This window comes from Vibrio sp. Vb0667, assembly GCF_033391095.1.
This window is the reverse complement of the sequence record NZ_JAWPOL010000002.1, coordinates 298,051-321,512: the sequence shown is the minus strand read 5'-3', so window position 1 is coordinate 321,512 and position 23,462 is coordinate 298,051. Positions and strand designations below refer to the sequence as shown.

Below are 23,462 nucleotides of genomic sequence, written 5' to 3'. Positions count from 1 at the left end.
GTAAGTGTCTTGCAGTCCTAGTTTAAGGCTATCGTTACATACGGACGCCCGACGTTCGCCAACTTTGACTATTCCTTCAGTCAAGGCTAACTCTCCTCATTAAGTACAAGTATAAATTAGCAATCTAGTTGCATATTGGCAAGTGATCTGCGGCAAAAAAGGGACTCGCGTCCCTTTTGTATTACTAGCTTTGCTTAGAGTCCTGTTCTATTTGCTTCATAAGCTCGTTGGCTTTCTTCATAGCGCGTCTTGCGCTTGAAGTCCTTCGCTTATTAAGTAATATATCGGAGAAGCGTAAGTATTTATCAGCAGTTTTGAATCTTAAATCGTTAACATCCTGAAAACCAATAGGAAAGTTTTTCGAGAACAGATCCACATCCTTCACCAAGTTATCGAGATGAGTTGTCGTCCTTGCCTTTTCTAGGCGAGAATAAAAGTTTTCAAACTCTTTTTGGAACAGGATTCTAGCGGCATCTTCTGGAAACGGTAGAGGGCTGTTGGAATCTAGCGCTGTCTCATATAATTTCATTTCCAGCACTGCATCTTTCATCGCATTACTTATCTGTAAGTTCTCTTGATGCTCTTCTACGTTTGAAAAGAAGGTGTTCCCAACCTTAATAAGAGCAACAAGTGCAGCTGCGTCTTTCTTTTGGAGTGCTTCAGTGAGGTGCTGACCGAAAACATCGCTAGATAACGAACTTGGCGTGAAAGGATAACCTTGATGAATCTGATTTAACTCATCCTTGAGCTCATAGATGGATTTACTGCCGTCTTCTTTACTGTACCGAGACTTTTCAAGTTGACTGTTGATTTGCCTTGCTATCGAAAGTAAAGTGGAGTGCTTGCTTGACTGAATATCTAAGGCAAGAACTTCTATTTTATGTGAGTCAGGGTAGTAGGTTTTTGCTTTATCAAGTATGGACTCAATTTCATCATAATTCGGGTAGTTGTTGGCATCAGAATTCAAAACCTGATCAATTTCAGATTCAAACTCGCTGAGAATATAGGTCTTGTGTAAGCGTAATAAGCCAGCCTTAACGACTGGATGTAAGCTTTTTTCACTATCAATCAGTGCCAAACTTTTTTCTGCTGGCGTATCAAGCTGCCACTCTTGTCCGGCAATTTGATCATTTTGCTTGCTAATAACGGTTTCCAAATTGGCGATGGTTTCTTGTTGCTGCTGATAACCAAATACAATGCCGCTAACTAATAATATACTCGCTGCCGCGCCGCTAGCGATAGGCCAATAGCGCATATTCAATTTGCGTTTCAACTGCTCAGGGGTCAGCTCGTTCGGAATGATGCCAGTTGAAAATACGCTTGAAAATATTGGCCACTTAGATGCAGGCATGTTAGTTGGTTTAGAGACCTTGATCTTCTTTTTGAGAGCTTCATTAACTGGAGTTCTTGCGTAAGGGTGTTTGCAACTCAATAGCTCGTAAGCAATACAAAATAGAGCAAACATATCGTCGCTTAAGTTCGGTTCCTTACCGGATAACAGGTTGAGTGATGCATAGTTGGGAGTATAACCAAGCGTTTCAACATTTTCGGATTTACGTTTAGCCGCATATTGATCCTGCTTTAATTGATGAGTTTTAGATACACCAAAATCAAGCAACTTAACGTTACCCTCAGACGTTAAAATCACATTAGCGGGCTTTAGGTCGGCGTGCACTACACCAAGAGAGTGAGCATATGAGAGTGCATCGAGTACCTGATTTAGGATTGATAAAGTTGCATTAAACTTCAGCCCATGGGGCCTAGAACGCTGTATTAAACTCTCTAATGTTTCTCCGTTAATATACTCCATAACTAAAAAGTATATTTCGCCATCAACACCAAAATCAAAAACCCTAATGATATTAGGGTGGCTTAACCTTTGAGTTTGTTGAGCTTCACGTATTAACATGCGTGCAGTCTCTGGTTGAGAAGCAAACTCTTTCTGTAATATTTTTAACGCAACGTAGGGTGTTTCTGAACCTGAAGATTCAAGAATCCTATCTTTAGCTAAGTAAACATCGCAAAGCCCACCATGTCCAATAACCGACTCAATTTCATACCGATTTTTAACGGTCGCTCCTATTAAGCTTTCGTTAATAACATCTTTGTTATTATTTAATGAGTCATCTTTATTGTTTTTTTTCTTATTAACTAACGGAGTGTTTTCTTTTTGAGACAGTTTTGTATTTGTTTCATTTTTATTTTTAACGGAGGTTTCATTATTAGTGAGTTTGGTTGATTTAACTGCATTGTCTCGTTTTTGAGTCTTTACAATTTTAGTTTTATCTCCGCTTTCTTCGTTATTTATAGAATTGTTTTTATTACTGTCTTCCATCACAAGAACTCCGTATAAATGATGGGGGAATATATACCTTTCTGCTCAATGAAAAGTCATTATGTTAGAATTTCTCGGCCAAACTAACATTCGTTTTTTTATTGATGAAAGTCTAAGTGTCAAAAATTTGAACTTGGTTGGATAATTAAAATTGTTGAACAATACGTGATTGCTTTGATAAAAAAATGATTCATTATTCCGTGCATGATTTTCAATGGCAGTATTAAGATTTTTATTAATCTTACTGTTAATAAGAAAGTAGTTAATAATAAAATTAAAAATAATATCTAGCAGGTCTTTGGCGAGGTTTACATGAAGTTGGTTTTAACCATAACAAGTTTTCACAAATTTACTCCAGAGATTGAGAGTGAGTTCGTGTTTGAATCAAGTGATGAACATGCCAAGGTTACATTTGGTAGGTCTGAACAATGTGATTGGACACTACCAGATCCTGAAAGAGTGGTATCCGGAACCCACGGAGAACTGATTAAGTTTGGTGACAAATACTTGATAAAAGACCTCTCAACTAATGGTACTTTTGTAAATAATGCTGTAACTCCTGTGGGTCAAGGAAATGAAATAGCACTAAGCGATGACGATATGGTTAGCTTAGGGGATTATCAAATTTCAGTTTCTATTCAAACAGATACAGATGTATTCAGTCTTGAGACAAGTAAAAGTCTTTCTAGCGCACCCCCTGAAGTAGTCTCAAGTCCATCGGAAGCAGAATTTGTTGACCTAGGCCTTAGTGCTAGTGAACTCTTAAACGAAAGTGTTCCTTCTGACTTTCAGCTAGATATTGGTTTAGTCGATGATTTTATTGATATCCCAAAGCCCGAAAAACAGAGCACCGTATCTGAAACTTTACCGAAAGTTAACCGACAATCAGAACACCTATCGACTCCCAACTTTGATACCAATGGGGGTGAACTTGCGGCTTTTGTTAGAGGGGTGGGTATAGATCCAATGATGATTCCCAGCGATAACCGAGAGGAATGGTTCGAACAACTGGGGGAGTCATTTTCTTTGATGCTAGTTGGTTTAATGGAAACACTGCATAACAGAGCAGTGTTTAAACAAACAAATCGACTTAGTCATACCGCATTTCGTAAGTCAGAAAATAACCCTTTAAAGTTTTCTGCAAACTTAGAAGATGCGATTCATAACTTATATAACCGTCAAACCGCTAGCTTCTTAAAGCCAAATGCAGCCATTAAAGAAGCATTTAATGACATCGAAAGTCATGAGCAAGCCTTAATGAAAGGTGTTGAAGGTACGGTTTCGAGTGTTATGTCACTTGTTGAACCTACTTCTATATACTCAGATGCTTTAGCGAAAGACACGGTTATTAATAAGGTTATTCCAGCTAGGAAATATGCTCAAAGTTGGAAGAGGTTTGAGGATATTCATGAAAAGCTATCCGATGATATTATCAATAAAGAGTCTCCGTTCTATTTAGAAGACTTCGCTAAGCACTATGAATTAGCATTAAAAAACAAAGGCTAGGAATTAGGGTGATGAAAAAGTTTTACCAATATATTTTGTTATTAATTTCAATAGCTTTATTTGGGTGCTCAGCAGCGAACCTAGTTGTTGATCCATACTCAGATTTAGAAATAGCAGCAAGTCATAACATTAATCCTGATTCAAACGGCAGGCCTTCTCCTGTAGTGGTGTATGTATTTGAATTAACGTCAAATACCATTTTCGAAAGCCAGGACTTTTTTTCTATTTATGAAGAAAGTGAAAAAGTCTTAGGACCTGATTTAGTGAATAAATATGAAGTTTCATTAACTCCAGGTCAGAAAGAAACATATCAAGCAAGTATGTCTCCAAAGACAGAATATTTAGGCATTGTCGTAGCGTTTCGAGATATTGAAAACTCAAATTGGCGACAAGTCATTAAAGTGGATAAGACCGGTTACAACACATATCAAGTATTGTTAGAAGATCTGTCTTTGGTCGTTAAATAACGTTTAGTTGGCTAATTATAAATGACGCAATACTCCAAGACGGCTTGGTGCGAAGGAATGTTTTTACGTCCCCAGCACTTCCAACAACAAGAACGCGCAACCTCTCAAGAATTCAAGGGCTTACATCAGTTAGGTGGGGCTTACAATTGGGGAGTTTGGAAATGTCGAGTAAAAAAACACGCGCTAAAAGATGGTCTTATTGAACTTGAGCATCTTGAAGCTGTTTTGCCAGATATGACGTTGGTTAATACGTTAATATCCAACGATTCAGTTTCGCCTCTACTTATTGATAAAAACACTGAAAATACGTTAGTAAAAATAACTCTCCCTCTTTCAAGTGTTACAGGTAAAAACGTTTCGGATGTAAGCGAATCGATCGTCTCTCGTTATGTACTTCAAGATATCGACGTGATAGATAACCTTACAGGACAAGATGAAGAAACCATCCAAGTTGCAGCCCTTAACCTAGAGTTGAAAGCGAGTAATGACAAATTAGCGGGTTATGTGGAGTTACCTATCTTAAGGATCAAAGAGGTAACTCCTGAAGGGGAAGTTATACTAGACGATGAGTACGTTCCTCCGCTTATCAACCTCCTTAGCGACAAAGTTATGTCAGCTTATCTACGTAACGTTATCGCGATGACAAAGATGCGTGCTGACGTTATTGCACAGCGCTTGATTAAGGGTAAATCTGCATCGGCATCTGCTGTTGATTTCATCATGCTCCAAATGCTGAACCGATATGAGGCGAAGTTAAAGCATTTCAGTGAGTTAGATAGGTTACATCCACTGGAATTAGCGACGACACTTAAAGGTTACATTGGTGAGTTAGCCACTTTTTCTAATAAAACTAAAAGAGTCCCAAGTTTGCTTGCGTATGATCACTTAGATGTATCAAGTGTCTATAGCGAGTTGAATCAGATACTCAGTCAGTACCTCAGTGTTGTCCTTGACCAAACTGCGACCAAACTTCCGTTGGAGCCTCGCCAATACGGTATTCAAGTGACGCCGCTTCCAGATAAACGCTTGCTTGAGTCATGCCAATTTGTGCTAGCAATTAAAGCAGACACCACAACAGATGAAATAAGACGCCTGGTCCCAGCGCAACTCAAGTTTGGCCCGGCAGAACAGATTCGCGATCTAATTAATAATCAGATCAACGGTATAAACGTAGTGCCGTTGAGTGTCGTCCCGAGACAGATTCCTTACCAAACGGGCTATGTTTATTTCGAAGTTGTCAAGAAAGGGCCATTTTGGATGAGGCTAAAAGATAGTGGCGGTATTGCGCTTCACCTATCAGGGCATTTTCCGAATGCTGAACTTGAGCTTTGGAGTATTAATCAATAGGCGCGCTCTGTATGGAACAAACGATAGTAAAACCAACACCGGGTGGAAGAGCACCCGCATCGAAACCACAATCAGAAAAGTCTGTGGATAATACCGTAGTTATCTCAAAAAGTCCTGAATTGGTGAACAATGATTCAGTGGTCGCTTATGGGAATAACTCTCTACTAGCAGAGGCGAATGGCCTGTTATCTATTATCGGTCAAATTCGCTCGACAGCGACTCATTCCGATCCGTTGTTTCTAAAAGAGACATTGGCACAAAAGCTTAGAGATTATGAGAACCGATTACGTCAGCATGACGTTGATTTGGATACCATTGATACAGCTCGTTATTGTTTATGCTGTTCACTAGATGAAGTTGTCCTTAACACCAATTGGGGTGGGAATTCATTCTGGAGTCACGATTCATTACTTAGCTCCTTCTATGCTAGCAGTCAAGGTGGGGAAGCGTTCTTTAAGCATCTTGATAAGTGCATGGCGAAACCAGATGTGAACTTAGATTTGCTTGAACTAATGTATGTGTGCTTATCTCTCGGGTTTCTGGGTCAATACCGTTTAGAAAAAAATGGACTGGAATCGCACCGGAAATTGAGAAGACAGGTTATTGCTACTCTTAAGACTTATGGGAGAGGAGTCCCTCAGGAACTAAGCAATAGTATCGACCAACACATTTTGAATGGCTCAAAGGCTTCTGATAGAGCTCCTCTTTGGGTTGTATGTTCTGTAACGGCGGCACTATTGGTCTGCATATATATGTATTTTAGTTATGAGCTAAATAAGGCATCCAATCGCACCTTTTCTCAATTAGTCAATTTGATTCAACCGCAACAACTTAACCAAGATGCAACGTCAGAATCAAAATCAGCGCCAATTGCAGAAAAGATTTCAATGTATCTAGCAACTGAGATCGGTAAGGGGCTAATCAATGTTGAGCCGCTGCAAGACAGGGTAAGAATTTCGTTAAAGTCTCAAGATCTATTTGAATCAGGTAGTGCTGATGTTGTCGCTTACATCCAACCCGTTATTTCTAAGCTTGCGAGAACATTGGAGTCGACCCAAGGCAAGATCATTGTTACTGGTCACACCGACGATAGGCCTATTTTCACGAGTAAATATCCCTCGAACTGGCACCTATCATTAGCTCGAGCCACTGCTATGTCTGAACAACTGATCTCGAATAGTGCATTAGAAGGGCGAGTGATACCCGAGGGATTGGGGGATGCAAGACCATTAGTTGAAAACAGTAGTGATGAAAACCGAGCTATTAACCGCCGGATTGAAATCGACCTTCTTGTCGCGAATTAATAATAGGTAGATAGAGATGCGTATTAAAGAAATTGGCAGAATATTTACTCAAAGATGGTTTCTCGGTCTTATAGGTGTCGCTGCTTGTTCTATTTTCATTTGGGTTGTTGGTCCACTTATTGCGATAGCGGGATATGAGCCCCTAAAGAGTGACTTTCAACGGCTAGTCACTATTCTAGTGTTGGTGTTGCTTTGGGCGATATTTAACGTTACCAAGCAGCATAAGCAAAAGGTGAAAGAAGACGAAAGTATTCAAACGTTGCTTGAGGTTGATAGCCTATCAGATAAAGAAGCGGCAAGTGAAATTGACTTAATGCGCGAGCGTATTGAGCAAGCTGTCAAAGTAGTGACGAAAACACACAAAGGCAAGAGAAGCTTGTATGACTTACCGTGGTATGTGTTGATTGGCCCTCCTGGAACGGGGAAAACAACCGTATTAAAGCAGTCGGGGTTAGAGTTTCCATTAGGAGACAGCCTTGGCTCTGACTCTATTGCCGGTGTAGGTGGCACTCGCCACTGTGATTGGTGGTTTGCAAATAAAGCAGTTCTTATAGATACGGCTGGCCGGTATACGACACAAGACAGTCAAGAAAAGGTCGACTCTAAAGCGTGGCATGGTTTCTTAGGATTGTTGAAAAAGTATAGAACGCAAAGACCAATTAATGGTGCGATTGTTACGATAAGTTTAGCCAGCGTGATGTCTCAGACTCGAACCGAGCGAAGTCTTCATGCTCGAGCAATTAAGTCGAGACTTCAAGAACTGAAAAACCAGTTAGGCATGCAGTTTCCGATTTACGTATTGCTCACCAAAATGGATTTAGTTGCCGGTTTCAATGAGTTTTTTGCCGATTTAAGTAAGGAAGAGCGAGAGGAATTATTTGGTTTCATGTTCCCTCGTGAAGTGGATGATGAAAGAGGCGTTATTTCTCTATTCAACAAAGAATTTCATGGCATGTTGGAGCGCCTTGATGCCCGTATGCTTAGAATACTTGAAACAGAGGACGATTTAGATAAACGCGCGCTTATCTTTGAATTTCCAAAGCAATTAAGAGTGCTACAAGCTAATCTTGACGAGTTTTTAGCTGAAATTTTTGCACAAAACAGTTTTGAAGAGCCTGCCTTGATTCGTGGTGTGTTTATGTTGAGTTCGGTTCAAGAAGGCTTACCAGTCGATAAGCTGATGAATGAATCAACCAATGGACTTGGGTTAAATCGTTTAGCTCTAGCAAAGAGTCAGACTGGTTCTCATAGTTATTTCGTAAAGAATCTTTTTGACAAGGTTATTTTCAAAGAGCAACTGTTAGGAACAGTTAATCGTCACTATCAAAAGCAGTCAGGTTGGATGCGTCGAGGTGTTTACATTGGATGTACAACGCTACTGCTAGGAGCTTCTGCGCTTTGGTTTATGAGTTATAAGTGGAACTCACAGTTAATTGTCGATACCAATGAACAAGTGAGCCATATTGATGCAATGATTGGCGCTCAAAGTTTAGATTTTGAAGCGGATATTGTTTCAGCTGTAGAAACATTAGATAGGTTGATGACGCTTCCTCTCGGAAAGCAAAGCGACTACGGTGATGCCGACTCTGTAAAGAGGTTTGGTCTCTATCAAGGAGACAAAGTGTCTCAGGCGGCAAACAATGCATATTCTGATGCTTTGACCCAATATTACGCCCCTCTGCTTCTTGATAGCTTGGTGTCAGAAATGGAGAGCAATCAACAGCATCGTGAGTATTTGTACGAAACGTTAAAAACGTATTTGATGTTATTCAATCCAGACAAATATCAACAAGATGAAGTGTTGGCTTGGTTTAACTTTTATTTCGAACGTCAATATCCGGGTGAGCTAAACGCAGACTTAAGAAGACGTTTGCTACAGCACACTCAATATTTATTAGGCAACGATGGACAAGGCTTTACTTACAACACTGCTGCCGTGACGAGTGCTCGAGAAGTGTTGACTCAAATGTCTCTACCTGAACGTGCTTATCAGCGAATGAAAATACAATTTTCTAAGAGTCATGTACCTTCATTTCGCTTGACTGATGTATTGGGACCTAAAGGGCTTGAGCAGTTCGAGCGAGCTAGTGGAAAACCGCTATCACAAGGCATTTCGGGTTTCTACACGTACAATGGTTTTCATAGCATTTTTCAGATTCAGATCAACCGTACAGTAAAAAGCCTAATGGAAGAGAACTGGGTTTATGGTGACGATCTTAAGGCTCATGAAATTGATCAAGATAGTGCCATCCAAGGCGTTCAGTCTCGATACTATCAAGATTATGTTAATGAATGGAAAACGTTGATCGAAGATATTCAATTGAAGCAGGCTCCGAGCCTAGAACTTGCGACAGAGCAAGCGAGGGTTTTATCTGGAGTTGAAAGACCAATCGAATCTTTGTTGAGAGCAATCCAAAAAGAGGTTGCTCTATCAAAAGTATCATTGTCAGAAAATCAAAAAGCCGCTTCTGAAGTTGCTGGTAAAGTTGCCAAAGTTAAGTTTTCAAATACGGCAGATAGACTAGACATGTATTTACCTGAAGAAAACGGCTTCAATGTTGCTCTGCCAGGTAAAGAAGTCGAATCGCATTTTTCAGAGATCTTACGCCTTGGTGAGCAAGACTTTGATGATATTCAACAAGCAATGGTTAACTTGCGTTCGTATTTAAGTGACTTATCAAGCTCTGGTAACAATCAGAAAATTGCCTACAAAAGTATTTTAGATGGAACCGTTACACAAGATGTCGCAGCTTCCTTCGCTCGTGCTAAAGAACTTTTGCCGAGACCATTTAATCAATGGCTAGGTGAGCTTTCTCAAGAGTCGGTTAAGTTTGCGGAGAGCGGTTCGAAGGATCATCTAAATCAACTTTGGGTAACACAGGTGGTCCGCCCTTATCAGCGGACTATTGCTGGCAGATATCCATTCGAGCCCAACGCGAGCAGAGAAGTTAGATTGAAAGACTTTAAGCGATTCTTTGGTTATGGAGGTACGCTTGACGCATTCTTCCAAGAATACCTCGAACCGTTTGTGGATACTTCGAAAAGTCGTTGGCGATTAGAAAAGGAAATTGGAGTTCGTCCAGAAACACTAATGGTCTTTCAAAGAGCGCAACGTATCAGGCAGTCTTTCTTTGAATCTGATAATTCATTACGCGTAGAGTTTGGGATGAAGCCTGTTTATCTAGACCAGCACATTACTCGATTTGTCTTAGAGTTGGGTGGACAAGATTTGGTTTATAAGCATGGACCAGCAAGAGCTAAATCGTTGAGTTGGCCTGCCGGTCAAGATCAGACTCGAATTGTGTTCACACCACCTGAATCTAAACGTGAAATTGCGCATACCTATGAAGGTGAGTGGGGCATATTCAAGCTTTTGGATCAATCACTTAAAGCAAGGCCAGAATCGCGTAAAGACAATATAGTTATGATTGATTTAAAGGGAAATAAGGTGCAGCTAGAGCTTATTCCTTCTAGTGCCATTAATCCGTTTTGGTCAAATGAAATGGAGAGGTTCAGATGTCCACGAACCTTATAACATCAGGCTGGGGCTATATCGGTAAAATGCCTGCAAAAGGGGACTTTGTGAAAGATGGTTTATCACAAGATTTCTCGGAGCGTTGGCATGATTGGCAACAGGCGGTTATTGCAGTCAGCAGGGAACAACTGGGTGAAAGCTGGAATGAGCACTTTTTAACGGCTCCTGTGTGGCACTTTGCTTTGGATATTAGCTATTTAGAAGACTCAACCTACATTGGTAGCATGATTCCTAGTGTTGATGCATGCGGTAGATACTTTTTCTTTACTATAGCTCGTGCCGTAAAAGGTGAAGCTGCGCAATATTGGGGTGACAGAGCTTGGACCGAGGACAGTGCCGCTCTTGCTCTTTCAGTACTTGAGGACGACTTTGTCTTTGATGTTTGGCATAAGAGTACTCAAGAAAAAAATGACCTCGTTGCGAATGTAACAAGTGAAGTGAAGCCTCTAGAGTTTCTTTATCAAAGCCAAATATCTACAGTTTTTCATGATCACGGCAATACTGATCAAAACACGCTTTTGAATTACCTCATTAAAGAAAAATTGAGTAAACCATGTTTTTGGTGGACTGAAGGTTCAACGAAGGTTGAACCATGCATGTTCATTACTAGTGGATTTCCTTCAATTGGTCAGTTTTCAGCCATGCTTGATGGCGGCTGGAAAAAGTGGAATTGGTAGGATAGAAGAATGAATTGGAACTATTTTACCTTTGCTAAATCGCACGCAGGAAAAGTACGCCCTTATAACGAGGATGCTCTGTTGGATATGACAGAACAGCATATTTGGGTGGTTGCCGATGGAATGGGTGGACACAGTGCTGGCGATATAGCAAGCCAGATGCTAGTGGATAGAGTCGCGCGCCACATGCAGGATGTCTCCAATACTAATATCGATGATATCCGAAGAGTGGTTCAAGAAGCGAACTTAGAAATTTACCAATACGCACAAAATCACTTAGACGGTAAAACGATGGGAACAACACTTGTTTTGTTGTTTATTCAGGATGGGTATTACCACTGTCTTTGGGTGGGTGATAGCCGAATTTACCAGCTTAGAAGTGGTAATTTTGTCCAAAAAACACGTGATCATAGTCAAGTCATGGACTTAGTGGATCAGGGCTTATTGGCATTTGAAGATGCCGAATCGCACCCTCTTGCAAATGTTATTACCAGAGCTGTTGGGGTCGACGAAAGTGTCACTATTGATCAAGTTTCAGGGCAGTTGGCTGACGGCGATCAGTTTCTACTCTGTAGCGATGGACTCTCTAAGGAACTTACGAGTGATGAAATTCATCGGACATTGTATGCAGACTCAGTCAACCAAGCTGGATTAGCGCTCATGCATTCGGCTTTGGTTCGGGGCGCAAGTGATAACGTAACTTGTGCTTTGATCAAAGTTCGCCAAGCGCAAACGGAGTGCGAAACAGTAACTAGAGAAGACGCGACGATACCTGTCTTTCTAAGAGGGAGAGCTTATGAGTAATGAAATGTTTGATTGGTATGAACAAGCGTTGGCTCCTATATCTCAAGAAAATCCTACAGGTATTGATCCTAGAGAGGATGTATCACCACAGTCTGCTTACTATCGGTTGAAAGATCAGCGTATGGCCGCCCGCAACGCTGAACGTAATGCTCTTATAGAAGAAGAAAGTATCTATACCCACAGTAATTTATGGCGAGTATTTATTGAAGATGTCCCAGAAATACTCACGAATCAGTCTAAAGATTTGGAATTTGTTGCCTGGCTTATAGAAGCCCTAACTCGATTGTATGGTTTTCGTGGTATGGGCGTTGGCTACAAACTCGCAACCAGTTTAATTGAGAACTTTTGGGATGATCTGTACCCAATGCCTGATGAAGATGGTATTGAGACAAGAATATCGGCGATTATTGGCCTCAATGGTATCGATAGTGAAGGAACACTTATTTTTCCAATTGCTTGTATACCATTGACTGACTTAGGCGTGGAGCAAGCTTATGCCTATTGGGAATATCAGCAAGCTATAGAGCTTGAGCGCTTAGACGAAGATAAGCGCCGAAATCGAGTCGAGCTTGGGGCTGTTGAGTTATCTGAAATTATAACTACGGTTAAGTCGACTTCTGATACGTTTTATCAAGAATTAATCACGGATTTGGAGTTCGCTACAGAATCATTTAATGAATTCAGTCAGCGATTAGACGAAGTGGTCGGTGATGTGACTCCTAGCTCTTATATATCAAAAAGACTTGAATCAATACACTCGGCATTAAAGCACCTTCTAGGAGATCGTTTCAATCAACCACAAGCCGTGTTTGAAGAGCTAGAGGATCTTGATGAATCTTCTTCTGAACAACCGTTAAGTTCACAAAGTTGTGATGCATTATTAGCGACAAACATGAAATCACGAGAGCAGGCAATTAGACAATTGCAGCAAGTAGCTGATTTCTTCCGAGAGAGTGAACCTCACTCACCAGTTTCTTACTCCATCGAACAGATTATTCGTTGGTGTGGGATGCCTCTGCCGGAGTTACTGGCGGAACTTATCTCCGACGGGGATGCAAAGAAAAGCTACTTCCGTTTGGTTGGCATAGCAGAACAAAATGAAAATTAATAAAGGGAGAATGGTATGACGAGTATCCACTCGAAACTATCACGAGTACGGAAGCCTCGTGTCCACATTACCTATGATGTTGAAACTGAAGGTACGACTCTTAAGAAAGAACTGCCTTTTGTTGTAGGTGTAATGGGTGACTTCGCTGGTCAAAACACAGAAGCGTTGAAGCCATTAAAAGACCGCCGTTTTATTCAGATCGATCGAGATAACTTTGACGATGTACTCAAAAAAATGAATCCATCGGTGAAGTTTAAAGTTGCGAATAAGCTTGCGAATGACGATTCACAGTTTGAGGTCGATTTAAACTTTAAATCAATGCAAGACTTTGAGCCTGCTGCGATCGTAAATCAAGTTGATCCACTACGCCAATTGATGGAAACGCGTAATAAACTGCGTGATTTGATGACAAAAGTTGACCGCTCAGAAGAGCTTGAAAATATCCTAGAGGATGTTTTGAACAATACAGACAATCTGGCAAGACTTGCAGGCGAGTTAGATCTTGGCAAGAAAGCGAAGTCAGACAGTACTGAAGGAGCGGAATAATGACGACTGAAGCTGAAAAACAGTTAGATCCAACTGTTAATGAACAGACAACTTCATTCTTAGATCAAGCTATTGGTGCGACTAAGCAGACCGAGGCTTCTCGTGCTGAGGAGCTGATTAAAACGCTCGCTGAAGAAGCAATGAAAGGGACAGTTACTTGGAACAAAAACCTAACAGTAACTTTTCGTGAAGCGATTAATTTGCTCGATAGGCAGATTTCTGATCAGTTGTCTGAAGTAATGCATCACCCAGAATTACAGAAACTCGAAGGTTCTTGGCGCGGCTTAAATTATCTAGTGATGAATTCAGAGACCAGCTCTACTCTGAAAGTTCGCATGATGAGCATGACCAAGAAAGAGCTACATAAAGACTTGAGCAAAGCTGTTGAGTTTGATCAAAGCCAGATCTTTAAAAAGGTTTACGAGTCTGAGTTTGGTAGTGCTGGTGGTGAACCGTATGGTGCATTGATTGGAGACTATGAGTTTACCAACCACCCAGAAGATATTGAGTCGTTACGCCTAATGTCAAATGTAGCGGCTTCTGGCTTCTCTCCATTCTTGTCCGCAGCTTCACCAGCACTATTCGGCTTTGATGAGTGGACTGAGTTGTCAAAACCACGCGACCTAGATAAGGTATTTGAATCACTAGAATACGCCCAATGGCGTTCGTTCCGCGAGAGTGCCGATTCGCGCTTCGTTAGTCTGACGATGCCAAAAGTCCTTGCTCGTTTGCCATACGGACAAGCTACCGCTCCAGTCGAAGAGTTTGGGTTTGAAGAGTTCGAAGTAGATCCTGTTTCAGGTATTGCTGTTAACGCTGAACATAACGACTACTGTTGGATGAACTCTTCGTATGTTCTTGGTGTTAAGTTAACCGACGCATTTTCAAAATATGGATTTTGTACTGCCATCCGTGGTGCAGAAGGCGGCGGTCGAGTGGATAACTTGCCAACGCATTTCTTCATGAGTGATGATGGCGACCCTGATATGAAGTGCCCAACAGAGATTGGTATTACCGACAGACGTGAGGCGGAGCTTGGTAAGCTTGGTTTCTTACCGCTTTGTCACTACAAAAACACCAACTATGCAGTGTTCTTTGGTGCGCAAACCTGTCAAAAACCAGCGAACCATGAATCCCCTGAAGCAACGGCCAATGCGGCCATTTCTGCCCGCCTACCTTATATGATGGCAACATCTCGTTTTGCGCATTATTTGAAAGTAATGGCTCGAGATAAAATTGGTAGCTTTATGGAAGCAGAAGACGTTGAGTCTTGGCTGAACCGCTGGATCCTAGGTTACGTCAATGCTTCTGAAGGCGGTGGTCAAGAGATCAGAGCGAAATACCCTCTAGCAGACGCTCGTGTTCAGGTTAAGGAAATTCCTGGCGCACCTGGTTCTTACAATGCCGTAGCATGGCTGAAGCCTTGGTTACAAATGGAAGAACTGACCACATCTTTGCGACTTGTGGCAAAGATCCCTCAGTCAGGTGGATAAGAAATGAATTGGCTGGTCGAAAGGCCAGCCATGACCAATCTTTATGTTCTAGATGGAATTAGCAGTGTCACTTAACTTTCGCGACCCTAGCAAGCTAAAACATGAGTTCAGTACCGGAGGCTATGCTGAACTTGATAGCCCGTGGTTGACTCGATTCAATGAATCTTCTGATCTTGTAGCGTCAGCGCGAATTTGGCTAGAAGGTACACGTTCAAGAGATTTGGACAGCTTTCGTCATAGTGTGATGAACACAATTAACCGCATTGATGAGCTATTAGAATCTCAACTAAATGAAATATTACATCATCCTGAGTTTCAACAGCTCGAAAGGGGGTGGGTTGGAGTTAGGTATTTATGTGAACAGGTTGATTCTCGTTCATCGGACTCTGTAAAAGTTAAGGTTTTAACGGCGACATGGAATGAAATCAGTAAAGATGCTTTAAAAGCCATCGAGTTTGACCAATCAGCACTATTTAAGTTGCTCTATCAAAATGAATATGGCATGGCAGGGGGAGAACCCTTTGGTGTGGTGGTTGGAGATTATCAGCTTCGCTGTGATCCTAGTAAAAATTATTTTGATAGAGATCTGTCTGTGTTGAGTAAGATCTCTCAGTCTGCAGCTGCAGCATTCAGCCCATTTATCATGTCTGCATCGCCAGAGATGTTTGGTGTTGATAGTTTCGCTCAACTCTCTGCGATAAGAGATATAGCAGCCCAATTTGAACAGGAAGATTATGCAAAGTGGCGTAGTTTGAGAGATAACGATGACGCTAAATTTATTGGTTTGACTGCACCTAACGTCTTGTTCCGTCAGCCATACAAAAGTGATGGCTCGCGGAATGATAAATTCAATTTTCAAGAACACATCTACGACTCCAACCGAGATTTGCTATGGGGGAGTAGTGCGTACTGTTTTGCTGCTGTATCAATTAGAGCATTTCAGGAACATGGTTGGTTCACGCATATGCGAGGGATTAAACAAGGCGATTACAGTCAGGGTATTATCGTCGCTCCTACAAGGAGCACGATGCGTGTTAATGGCAAGAATGATCGTGAAAGATGTCCGTTAAACTTGAAAATCACTGAGAGAAAAGAACAAGAATTGTCTGAGTGCGGTTTTATTTCTATTTCTCCAATACCTGAGACTGATATGGTAGGGATGACCTCGAATGTATCTCTCTACAAGCCCAAACAATACGCAGAAAAGCATATTTCAACGAATGCAAAACTGACATCGATGTTGCAATACACATTGTGTGTATCGCGAGTCGCACATTATCTCAAGGTTATGGGGCGTGACAAAATTGGTGGGTATCAAGACGCAGAAAGCCTAGAGCGTGACTTTCAACGCTGGTTACACCAGTACACTACCGCATCAGATGAAGCGTCTGATGAGCTTCGAGCTAAATACCCCCTAAATGAAGCGAAAATTACAGTTCGAGAGAAAAGAGAAACTCCTGGACATTATTACTCAGTTATCCATTTGCGACCGCATTTTCAACTCGATCAAATGGTATCTAGCATTAAATTAATTACCGAATTATCACCAGAGCACATGGTGTAAGGAAATAACAATGACTCAATGGAAAAATGCTTTGTCCCAAGGCCTATTGCAACACGCTCTAGAGCAATTAACTGATGAAATTAAAGCAACACCTAAAGATGCGAGCTTGAGAAGTTCCTTCATTGAGCTTCTTTGCATTGATGGGGACTTCGAGCGTGCGGACGCTCAGCTCATGCAATCGATTAAATTGTTTCCTGAGTATCTGCCTGGTGCAAGTCAGCTACGACATTTAGTGAAAGCAGCTCAAGCTAGAAAGGATTTTATCAATGGTGCGGCTAGTGCCAAAGTAATAGGTGATGAGGAATTAACTAAAGAGCTTGTTCGATTTAATCTTGCTCTCGGAAATCAAGAGTACGAAGAAGCGTCACGTCTATCGCATCGCATTGAAGAGCATCGTACTATTAAAGGGTTTAACGTAAACGGCACAAACTACGAAGATGCTAGAGATATTGATGATCGTTTAGGTGGTTACATTGAACTGTTTTCTACAGCAGGTAACTATTTTCTTGTACCCATATCGAGCATCCATACGCTAGAAGTTAAAGCACCTACTTCTTTGTTAGAGAGTATTTGGCGACCTGTCGAGTTTGATATCGATGGACTTGGTGAAGGCGAAGGCCATATGCCGTTGACATATGTTGACTCAGAGACCGATGCGCAAAAGTTAGGTCGAGAAACGGATTGGAAGCAGATTGGTGAGCAAGAATCTTTTGTTGGCTTGGGTCAAAAATGTTGGTTAGTCGGTGATTCGGCGCTTCCAATCTGTGATTTGACTACATTATTAGAACAGAAACAAATAGCGTAGAAATATCATGTCGTTAACCGTTTCTCTGCTCGACAAATTGATAGATAGTGATCCTCTCACTCGAGATGAGAAAGACTTCCCTGCAAGCCAGCAACAGATGTTGAGCAGCTTACTTAGAGATCTAGAGTCGATGCTGAATAGTCGTATTGGATGGAAAAACATTCCTGATGATCTTTTAGAGGTTCGTTATTCAATATTGAATTATGGGCTGCCAGATTTTTCCTCAATGCCCTATAGCAGCCAAGAAGGGCAGAATCAGCTTTGCGACATCGTTCATGATGCAATTAAAGAGTTTGAGCCGAGGTTAAGGAACCCTCATGTCCAGATTTCAGACGAGAAAAACGCTATTGATAGGGTATTGAGGTTACAGATAAATGCCACTTGCTTAATTGATAACAGTATTCATGAAGTGCGATTCAATTCTGAAGTAGAGCCGGTAAATTTAGGTATGAAACTGAGTAGAGCAAAATGAGTGAAGAGTTTCTCAAGTACTATAATCGCGAGTTAGCTTATTTGCGTCACAAAGGGCAAGAATTTGGGGAGCAGTATCCTAAGATTGCTGCGAGACTTCGTATTAGTGAGGAACAGGTTGACGATCCGCACGTAGAAAGATTGTTAGAAGGCTGCGCATTTCTAACAGCAAGGATTAGACAAAGCTTAGACAATAGTTACCCTCAATTTACAGAGTCTTTGATGGGACAGTTATATCCTGATTTTCACGCCCCAATCCCGTCAATGTCAGTCATTAAAATGAGCTGTTCTAACTCCACTTCCTCTTATTTTGATGTAGAAGAAGGCGAGCGAGTTGTTATCGGTGCTCCTGGATATCATGAGTGCGAGTTTAGAACTTGTTATCCGGTCAGAATGTATCCTGTTGATGTGACCTCTGGCGTTTTTAAAAATGCGCCTTTCAAGCCAGTTGGCTCACGATGGGAAAGCAATGCTCATTCAGTTTTGAAAGTACAGCTCACGGCTCAAGATGAAGAGACTCCTCTTGGTGAAATGGGGGCAGAACGGCTGCGCTTCTATTTAAACGGTCAATCTCAATTGACTTTTAAGCTCTACCAAATGCTGTTTCAAAACCTAATTGGTTTATCTGTTGTTGTGGATGGCAAAGAAGTTCGTCCTTTAACCAAAAGGCATCTTTCTGAAGTGGGATTTTCAGAAGATGAGAAAGTTGTGCCATACAGTAAAAGAAGCTTTTCAGGAGCAAGATTACTTGTTGAGTATTTGCACTTTCCTGAGAAGTTTATGTTCTTTGATATCATCGAACTTGGATTATCAGAGCTAGATCTTAGAGAGCAAGTCGAACTGTATTTTTACTTTGATACCAACGATGACTGGCTTCCAAAGCAAGTGGACGAAGAAAGCTTAATGGTAGGCTGTGTGCCTGTGATCAACTTATTTAAAAGTATTATGGAGCCTAAGCGTATTCTACCAACTGAATACGATTACCACTTGTCTCCACAATACCAAGAAGCTGAAAGTAATGAGGTTGTCTCAATTTCTGACGTAACGTTGAGAAACTGGAACAAAACGTACCACAATTTGCCATGTTATCACGCTGGTGAGCACACGCATTATACGAACACTAGTGAGATTTATTGGTTGATGAGACGTGAGGATAAGAACTGGGCTGGTGGGTATGATGAGCCCGGTAGAGAAACTTACATTTCTTTTGTTGATAAAAAACATCAATTGTTCAGCCCGGATAGCCGGGAAAACTGGTTAATGTACGTGGAAGCTGAGTGCTGTAACCGCAACTTAGCGCAGAAACTTCCATTTGGAGGTGGGCTGCCGCAAGTATCTTTACCGGAGGTAAATGACAATTTCGAATCTGTTCGTTGTTTAGTTTCTTTATCAGAAACCATTCGGCCAGAAATGGATGAAAGCACACGATGGCAGTTAACTAAGCTTTTAACTTTAAACCATTTTACCGAGGAAGATGGTTTAGCAACTTTGAAGCAGACCCTTAATCTCTATGCATTTTCTGGGACAGCAGAAACGAAAGCGGTAATCGATGCTTTAACTAAGTTAGAGTTTGAGCCTACTACAGGAAGAATTAGTCAGAAAGGTAAAGCTGGATTTGCGCACGGTATAAAAATTATTTTGACGGTTTCTGATCAAATTTTACCTAAAGAGCAGATCTTTCTCTTAGGTAGTGTTTTATCTGTTTACTTCTCGCAATATGCTGAAATTAACATTTTTACGCAGTTAGAAATAAGACTTAAGTCCACGGGAAAGTCTTTCCATCTATGGCCCGCATTAACTGGTGATAAGGTGTTGCTATGAGCGCGGAACAATTTTATCGAGAATTAAAGCAACATCCATTGTTTGAAGCGATTCATCTTATTGAACACGAAGTCCTGCAAGCAGAGGCGCAAATAGGAACAGATGCGTTACCGAAGCATGAAAAGCTAAACTTAAAGGTTAATCCATCATTAGGTTTTGAAAATGCTCAGCTTTGTGAACTGAAAAATATAGATGACAGCAAGTTAGAGATTGAGACCAATTTAATTGGCCTAACGGGTGAGCAAGGTGTGCTTCCCCAGCACTATAGTGAATTAGCTTTACATCGCCAAAAAGAAGGCGATACGGCTATGGTGGACTTCTACGATATTTTCAATCATCGCTTATTATCTCTTTATTATCGATGTTGGCAATTGAGTCAGCTGACTGTTCAGTCTCGTGCGCATGCGCAGGGCGCGCGTTCTCCGTTAGAAAGCTGTAAATCGGCATTAACTGGGAAAGGGAGTTCACTGTCCCGGCACTATGGTGGTGTGTTTGCTTCACCAGTGAGAAGTAAAGGTGGACTAAAAAGTATTCTTGAATGTTTATCTGGATGCCAAGTAAAAGTTCATGAATTTCAAGGACAATGGTTACACCTTACGAAAGAAGAGCAAACACGCCTTGCATCCCGAACTATGCCTGAAGGGCAGTTTGCTCAACTTGGTTTAGGAGCGTCTTTGGGTTCGAAAGCATGGAACATCAACGCGGGGACAACAATAGAATTTCTGCCAAAAGATAAACAGCTAGTTAGTAAATTGCTTCCTAACCAACCCAATATAGCAATCATTAAGAACGCTGCTTATGAGTTGATTGGAAAACATAAACAACTGAAGTGGCAGCTCACCACCAAACATAGTTTGCTACCACAAGCTTGTTTATCGAAACAGCAGGGGCAGTTAGGTATTGGTTCTGTGCTTAAAAAACACGAACGTACAAAAGATCGAACTATAACAATTACTATTTAAAGGAAATGTAATGGCTTCACTCTCACTTTCAGCGTTGGTCGAAAGATTGTCTCCTCAGGCTAAGGAAACGCTTGAACAGGCAGCTGCTATGGCAAGCTCCCGAACTCATCACAGTATTGAAATGTCTCACTGGTTAATGATGATTATCCGCCATCCTGACGATATTTACTCTGAAGTTTTTGACGAATTTGATGTCGATAAAATCAAGGTTGAAACCGATATTCAAAAGGCATTAGAAAAATACAAAACAGGATGCCAGTCGGTGCCTGGGCTATCAGCTCATACGGTGACTGTTATGCAAAATGCCTTGTTGTCTGCAACCATTGAATTCAATCAAGAACAGTTGGGGTGCATCCATCTTTTATTTGCCTACTTGTCTGATGATACGTTAGTCAACATGGCTGGTTCGATTAGTCCTGAACTAAACAAGATAGAACCATCTCGCTTATTGAACTTTAAAGAAAGTAATGCGCCTCAATCAAGATCGAATGACTTAGCGCAGTCAAATGCGAATTCCGCCTTGAATCAATTTACAACAGACCTTACTGAGCAAGCTAGGGAAGGTAAAATAGATCCGGTGATTGGTAGAGATAATGAAATTCGCCTAATGATCGATATTTTATTAAGACGCCGACAAAACAACCCGATTCTTACGGGAGAAGCTGGTGTTGGAAAAACAGCCGTTGTTGAAGGTTTGGCGCAAAAGATCATTGATGGCGATGTACCTCCCGCTCTGCAAAATGTGGCAATTAAGTCTCTGGATTTGGCGTTACTGCAAGCCGGCGCAGGCATGAAAGGTGAGTTTGAAAACAGGCTTAATAACCTTGTTAAGGAAGTAAACGACGCTCCACAGCCTATTATATTGTTTATTGATGAAGCTCATGGCCTAATTGGCGGTGGTGGGCAAGCGGGCCAAGGTGATGCGGCGAATATTCTGAAGCCAGCATTAGCGAGAGGTGAACTCAGAACGATCGCAGCAACAACGTGGGCAGAGTATAAAAAGTATTTTGAAAAAGATGCAGCTTTAACTAGGCGTTTTCAAGTCGTAAAGGTTGATGAGCCTGCCCCTGAACTCGCGATCGAAATGTTACGAGGCTTACTTGATGTAATGGCACAACACCACGATGTTCATATCACTAACCAAGCTCTCAATGCAGCGGTCCAACTCTCAGCTCGATACATTAATGGTCGTCAACTGCCAGATAAAGCGGTTTCTGTTTTGGATACGGCCTGCTCTCGAGTTGCGTTAAGTCAGTCATCTACACCGGGAGGCCTAGATGCGAAAAGAAATAAACTTAAAGCAAAGCAAGCTGAGTATGAGCATCTTAGCCAAGAGAATCGGCTAGGAGCATCTCTTGATGTGCAGCTGCAAAGTGTCCGAAAAGAGATTGATGCGCTATCTAATGACATTATTGAATTAGAAGTACTTTGGGAAAAAGAAAAAGAATGGGTAAGTGAAGCTAAGTCACTTAGAACCCAAATAATCCAGGAGGGTTCTGAGACTGCGAGAGACAAGTTACAAGAGCTTGAAAATAACCTCTCCGCTAACTCACAGCCCTTAGTTTTTTCGCATGTAAATGAAGCGCTAATCGCAGAAGTTATTTCGGATTGGACCGGTATACCGTTGGGTAAACTTCAGGATGATGAAATCCAAGCAGTATTGGGTTTGAAAGAAAGTTTGTGTAAGCGAGTTGTCGGGCAGGATCACGCTTTAGAGCTCATGTCTGAAGTGATAAAAACCGCGAGTGCGCAGCTCACGGATGAGACACGACCAAATGGTGTATTTCTCCTGACCGGACCAAGCGGAGTGGGTAAAACCGAATCGGCTTTGGCGATTGCAGAGAAAGTGTATGGTAGTGAAGAAAATGTCACGACTATCAATATGTCGGAATTTAAGGAAGAGCATAAAGTCTCATTGCTATTAGGTTCTCCTCCTGGTTATGTCGGTTATGGAGAAGGAGGTGTACTGACTGAAGCTGTTAGACGTAAACCTTATAGTGTAATTCTCCTCGATGAAATGGAAAAAGCGCACCCTGGTGTTCAAGATATTTTTTATCAGGTATTTGATAAAGGCTCAATTAAAGACGGTGAAGGTCGAGATATAGACTTTAAAAACACTATTATTATTATGACCGCGAACACAGGGACCGAAACGACGATGTCTTTGTATTCTGATCCTGATTTAGCTCCTGAGCCGTCAGCACTAAAAGATTCTTTACGCGATGATTTGTTGGTTGACTTTAAACCAGCATTTTTAGGGCGTGTGAATGTATTACCTTATTTGCCTCTATCAAGAAAAGTATTGATAGAAATAACAAAATTAAAGTTGGATAAAATTACGACTCGTATTCGTAAGCACTATAACGCTGACCTATTTTTTGATGAGGAACTGATTAATGATATTGTAGACAATAGCAATGAGTCTGGGAGTGGTGCGCGTGTGGTACAAACAACCATAGAAAATACATTGCTTCCGAAGATTTCTCATGAAATATTGCATGCAATTCTTAATGATAAGACGTTTGATGAAATTATTGTTAAAGGTACAACTAGTGGACTTGATGTCTCAATAGTTTAACATCCTTTACACTCTCAATAATAATTGGGAGTTGGTTCATATTAACTATTATTTTTTATAAAAAACGCTTAAATTAAATCTTATTTAAAGATATAACAGGGCGTATTTAAAATGAAGTTTTTGATACATTAATCACTAA

At 41.2% G+C, this 23,462-nt stretch carries 17 protein-coding genes; 16 read left to right on the top strand and 1 reads right to left on the bottom strand.

Translation table 11 applies throughout. The annotated features are described in order from the left end of the window. Positions 1-184: 184 nt before the first annotated feature. The gene (locus R8269_RS04095) at positions 185-2,335 is read right to left on the bottom strand and encodes a serine/threonine-protein kinase (protein WP_193837721.1); all 2,151 of its coding nucleotides are present in this window, start codon (positions 2,333-2,335) and stop codon (positions 185-187) included. A gap of 312 nt (positions 2,336-2,647) precedes the next feature. Between R8269_RS04095 and tagH the strand changes: the two genes are divergently transcribed. From tagH to tssH, 16 genes are read left to right on the top strand one after another with little or no spacing between them, the layout of a single operon-like run. Continuing rightward, positions 2,648-3,841 (top strand): type VI secretion system-associated FHA domain protein TagH, encoded by a 1,194-nt coding sequence (gene tagH, locus R8269_RS04090; RefSeq protein ID WP_005375931.1) that lies wholly within the window; start codon positions 2,648-2,650, stop codon positions 3,839-3,841. Between the two features lie 11 nt (positions 3,842-3,852). Further along, positions 3,853-4,308, top strand: a complete 456-nt coding sequence (gene tssJ / locus R8269_RS04085) for a type VI secretion system lipoprotein TssJ (RefSeq protein ID WP_005375933.1) — start codon at positions 3,853-3,855, stop codon at positions 4,306-4,308. 21 nt (positions 4,309-4,329) lie between these two features. After that, positions 4,330-5,655, top strand: a complete 1,326-nt coding sequence (gene tssK / locus R8269_RS04080; RefSeq protein WP_080276943.1) for a type VI secretion system baseplate subunit TssK — start codon at positions 4,330-4,332, stop codon at positions 5,653-5,655. An 11-nt stretch (positions 5,656-5,666) separates the two neighbouring features. After that, the gene (gene tssL / locus R8269_RS04075) at positions 5,667-6,959 is read left to right on the top strand and encodes a type VI secretion system protein TssL, long form (RefSeq protein WP_005375939.1); all 1,293 of its coding nucleotides are present in this window, start codon (positions 5,667-5,669) and stop codon (positions 6,957-6,959) included. 16 nt (positions 6,960-6,975) lie between these two features. Further along, entirely contained in the window at positions 6,976-10,494 is a 3,519-nt protein-coding gene (tssM, locus tag R8269_RS04070; protein WP_005375942.1) for a type VI secretion system membrane subunit TssM, read from the top strand. Beyond that, on the top strand, positions 10,476-11,171 hold the full coding sequence (tagF, locus tag R8269_RS04065) for a type VI secretion system-associated protein TagF (protein WP_005375944.1): 696 nt from the start codon (positions 10,476-10,478) through the stop codon (positions 11,169-11,171). The genes tssM and tagF overlap by 19 nt, the downstream gene beginning before the upstream one ends. A gap of 9 nt (positions 11,172-11,180) precedes the next feature. Continuing rightward, positions 11,181-11,975: a PP2C family protein-serine/threonine phosphatase gene (locus R8269_RS04060; protein ID WP_005375947.1), complete on the top strand. Its 795-nt coding sequence runs from the start codon at positions 11,181-11,183 to the stop codon at positions 11,973-11,975. Beyond that, the gene (gene tssA / locus R8269_RS04055; RefSeq protein ID WP_005375948.1) at positions 11,968-13,083 is read left to right on the top strand and encodes a type VI secretion system protein TssA; all 1,116 of its coding nucleotides are present in this window, start codon (positions 11,968-11,970) and stop codon (positions 13,081-13,083) included. The genes R8269_RS04060 and tssA overlap by 8 nt, the downstream gene beginning before the upstream one ends. A gap of 15 nt (positions 13,084-13,098) precedes the next feature. After that, on the top strand, positions 13,099-13,629 hold the full coding sequence (gene tssB / locus R8269_RS04050; protein ID WP_005375949.1) for a type VI secretion system contractile sheath small subunit: 531 nt from the start codon (positions 13,099-13,101) through the stop codon (positions 13,627-13,629). Continuing rightward, positions 13,629-15,122 carry a type VI secretion system contractile sheath large subunit gene (gene tssC / locus R8269_RS04045; protein WP_005375950.1) on the top strand — a complete coding sequence of 498 codons (1,494 nt, stop codon included), beginning with the start codon at positions 13,629-13,631 and terminating at the stop codon, positions 15,120-15,122. Before tssB ends, tssC (R8269_RS04045) begins: the two co-directional genes overlap by 1 nt. Before the next feature lie 52 nt (positions 15,123-15,174). Beyond that, positions 15,175-16,686, top strand: a complete 1,512-nt coding sequence (tssC, locus tag R8269_RS04040) for a type VI secretion system contractile sheath large subunit (RefSeq protein ID WP_053303680.1) — start codon at positions 15,175-15,177, stop codon at positions 16,684-16,686. 10 nt (positions 16,687-16,696) lie between these two features. Further along, positions 16,697-17,491 carry a type VI secretion system accessory protein TagJ gene (locus R8269_RS04035; protein ID WP_005375952.1) on the top strand — a complete coding sequence of 265 codons (795 nt, stop codon included), beginning with the start codon at positions 16,697-16,699 and terminating at the stop codon, positions 17,489-17,491. 7 nt (positions 17,492-17,498) lie between these two features. Next, on the top strand, positions 17,499-17,963 hold the full coding sequence (tssE, locus tag R8269_RS04030) for a type VI secretion system baseplate subunit TssE (RefSeq protein ID WP_017635621.1): 465 nt from the start codon (positions 17,499-17,501) through the stop codon (positions 17,961-17,963). Next, positions 17,960-19,783 (top strand): type VI secretion system baseplate subunit TssF, encoded by a 1,824-nt coding sequence (gene tssF / locus R8269_RS04025; RefSeq protein ID WP_005375954.1) that lies wholly within the window; start codon positions 17,960-17,962, stop codon positions 19,781-19,783. The genes tssE and tssF overlap by 4 nt, the downstream gene beginning before the upstream one ends. Further along, positions 19,780-20,745, top strand: coding sequence for a type VI secretion system baseplate subunit TssG (tssG, locus tag R8269_RS04020; RefSeq protein WP_005375963.1), 966 nt, complete (start codon positions 19,780-19,782; stop codon positions 20,743-20,745). The genes tssF and tssG overlap by 4 nt, the downstream gene beginning before the upstream one ends. Positions 20,746-20,755: 10 nt before the next feature. Then, a complete protein-coding gene (gene tssH, locus R8269_RS04015) occupies positions 20,756-23,323 on the top strand; it encodes a type VI secretion system ATPase TssH (protein ID WP_005375965.1) in 2,568 nt (855 codons plus the stop codon). Positions 23,324-23,462 lie beyond the last annotated feature (139 nt).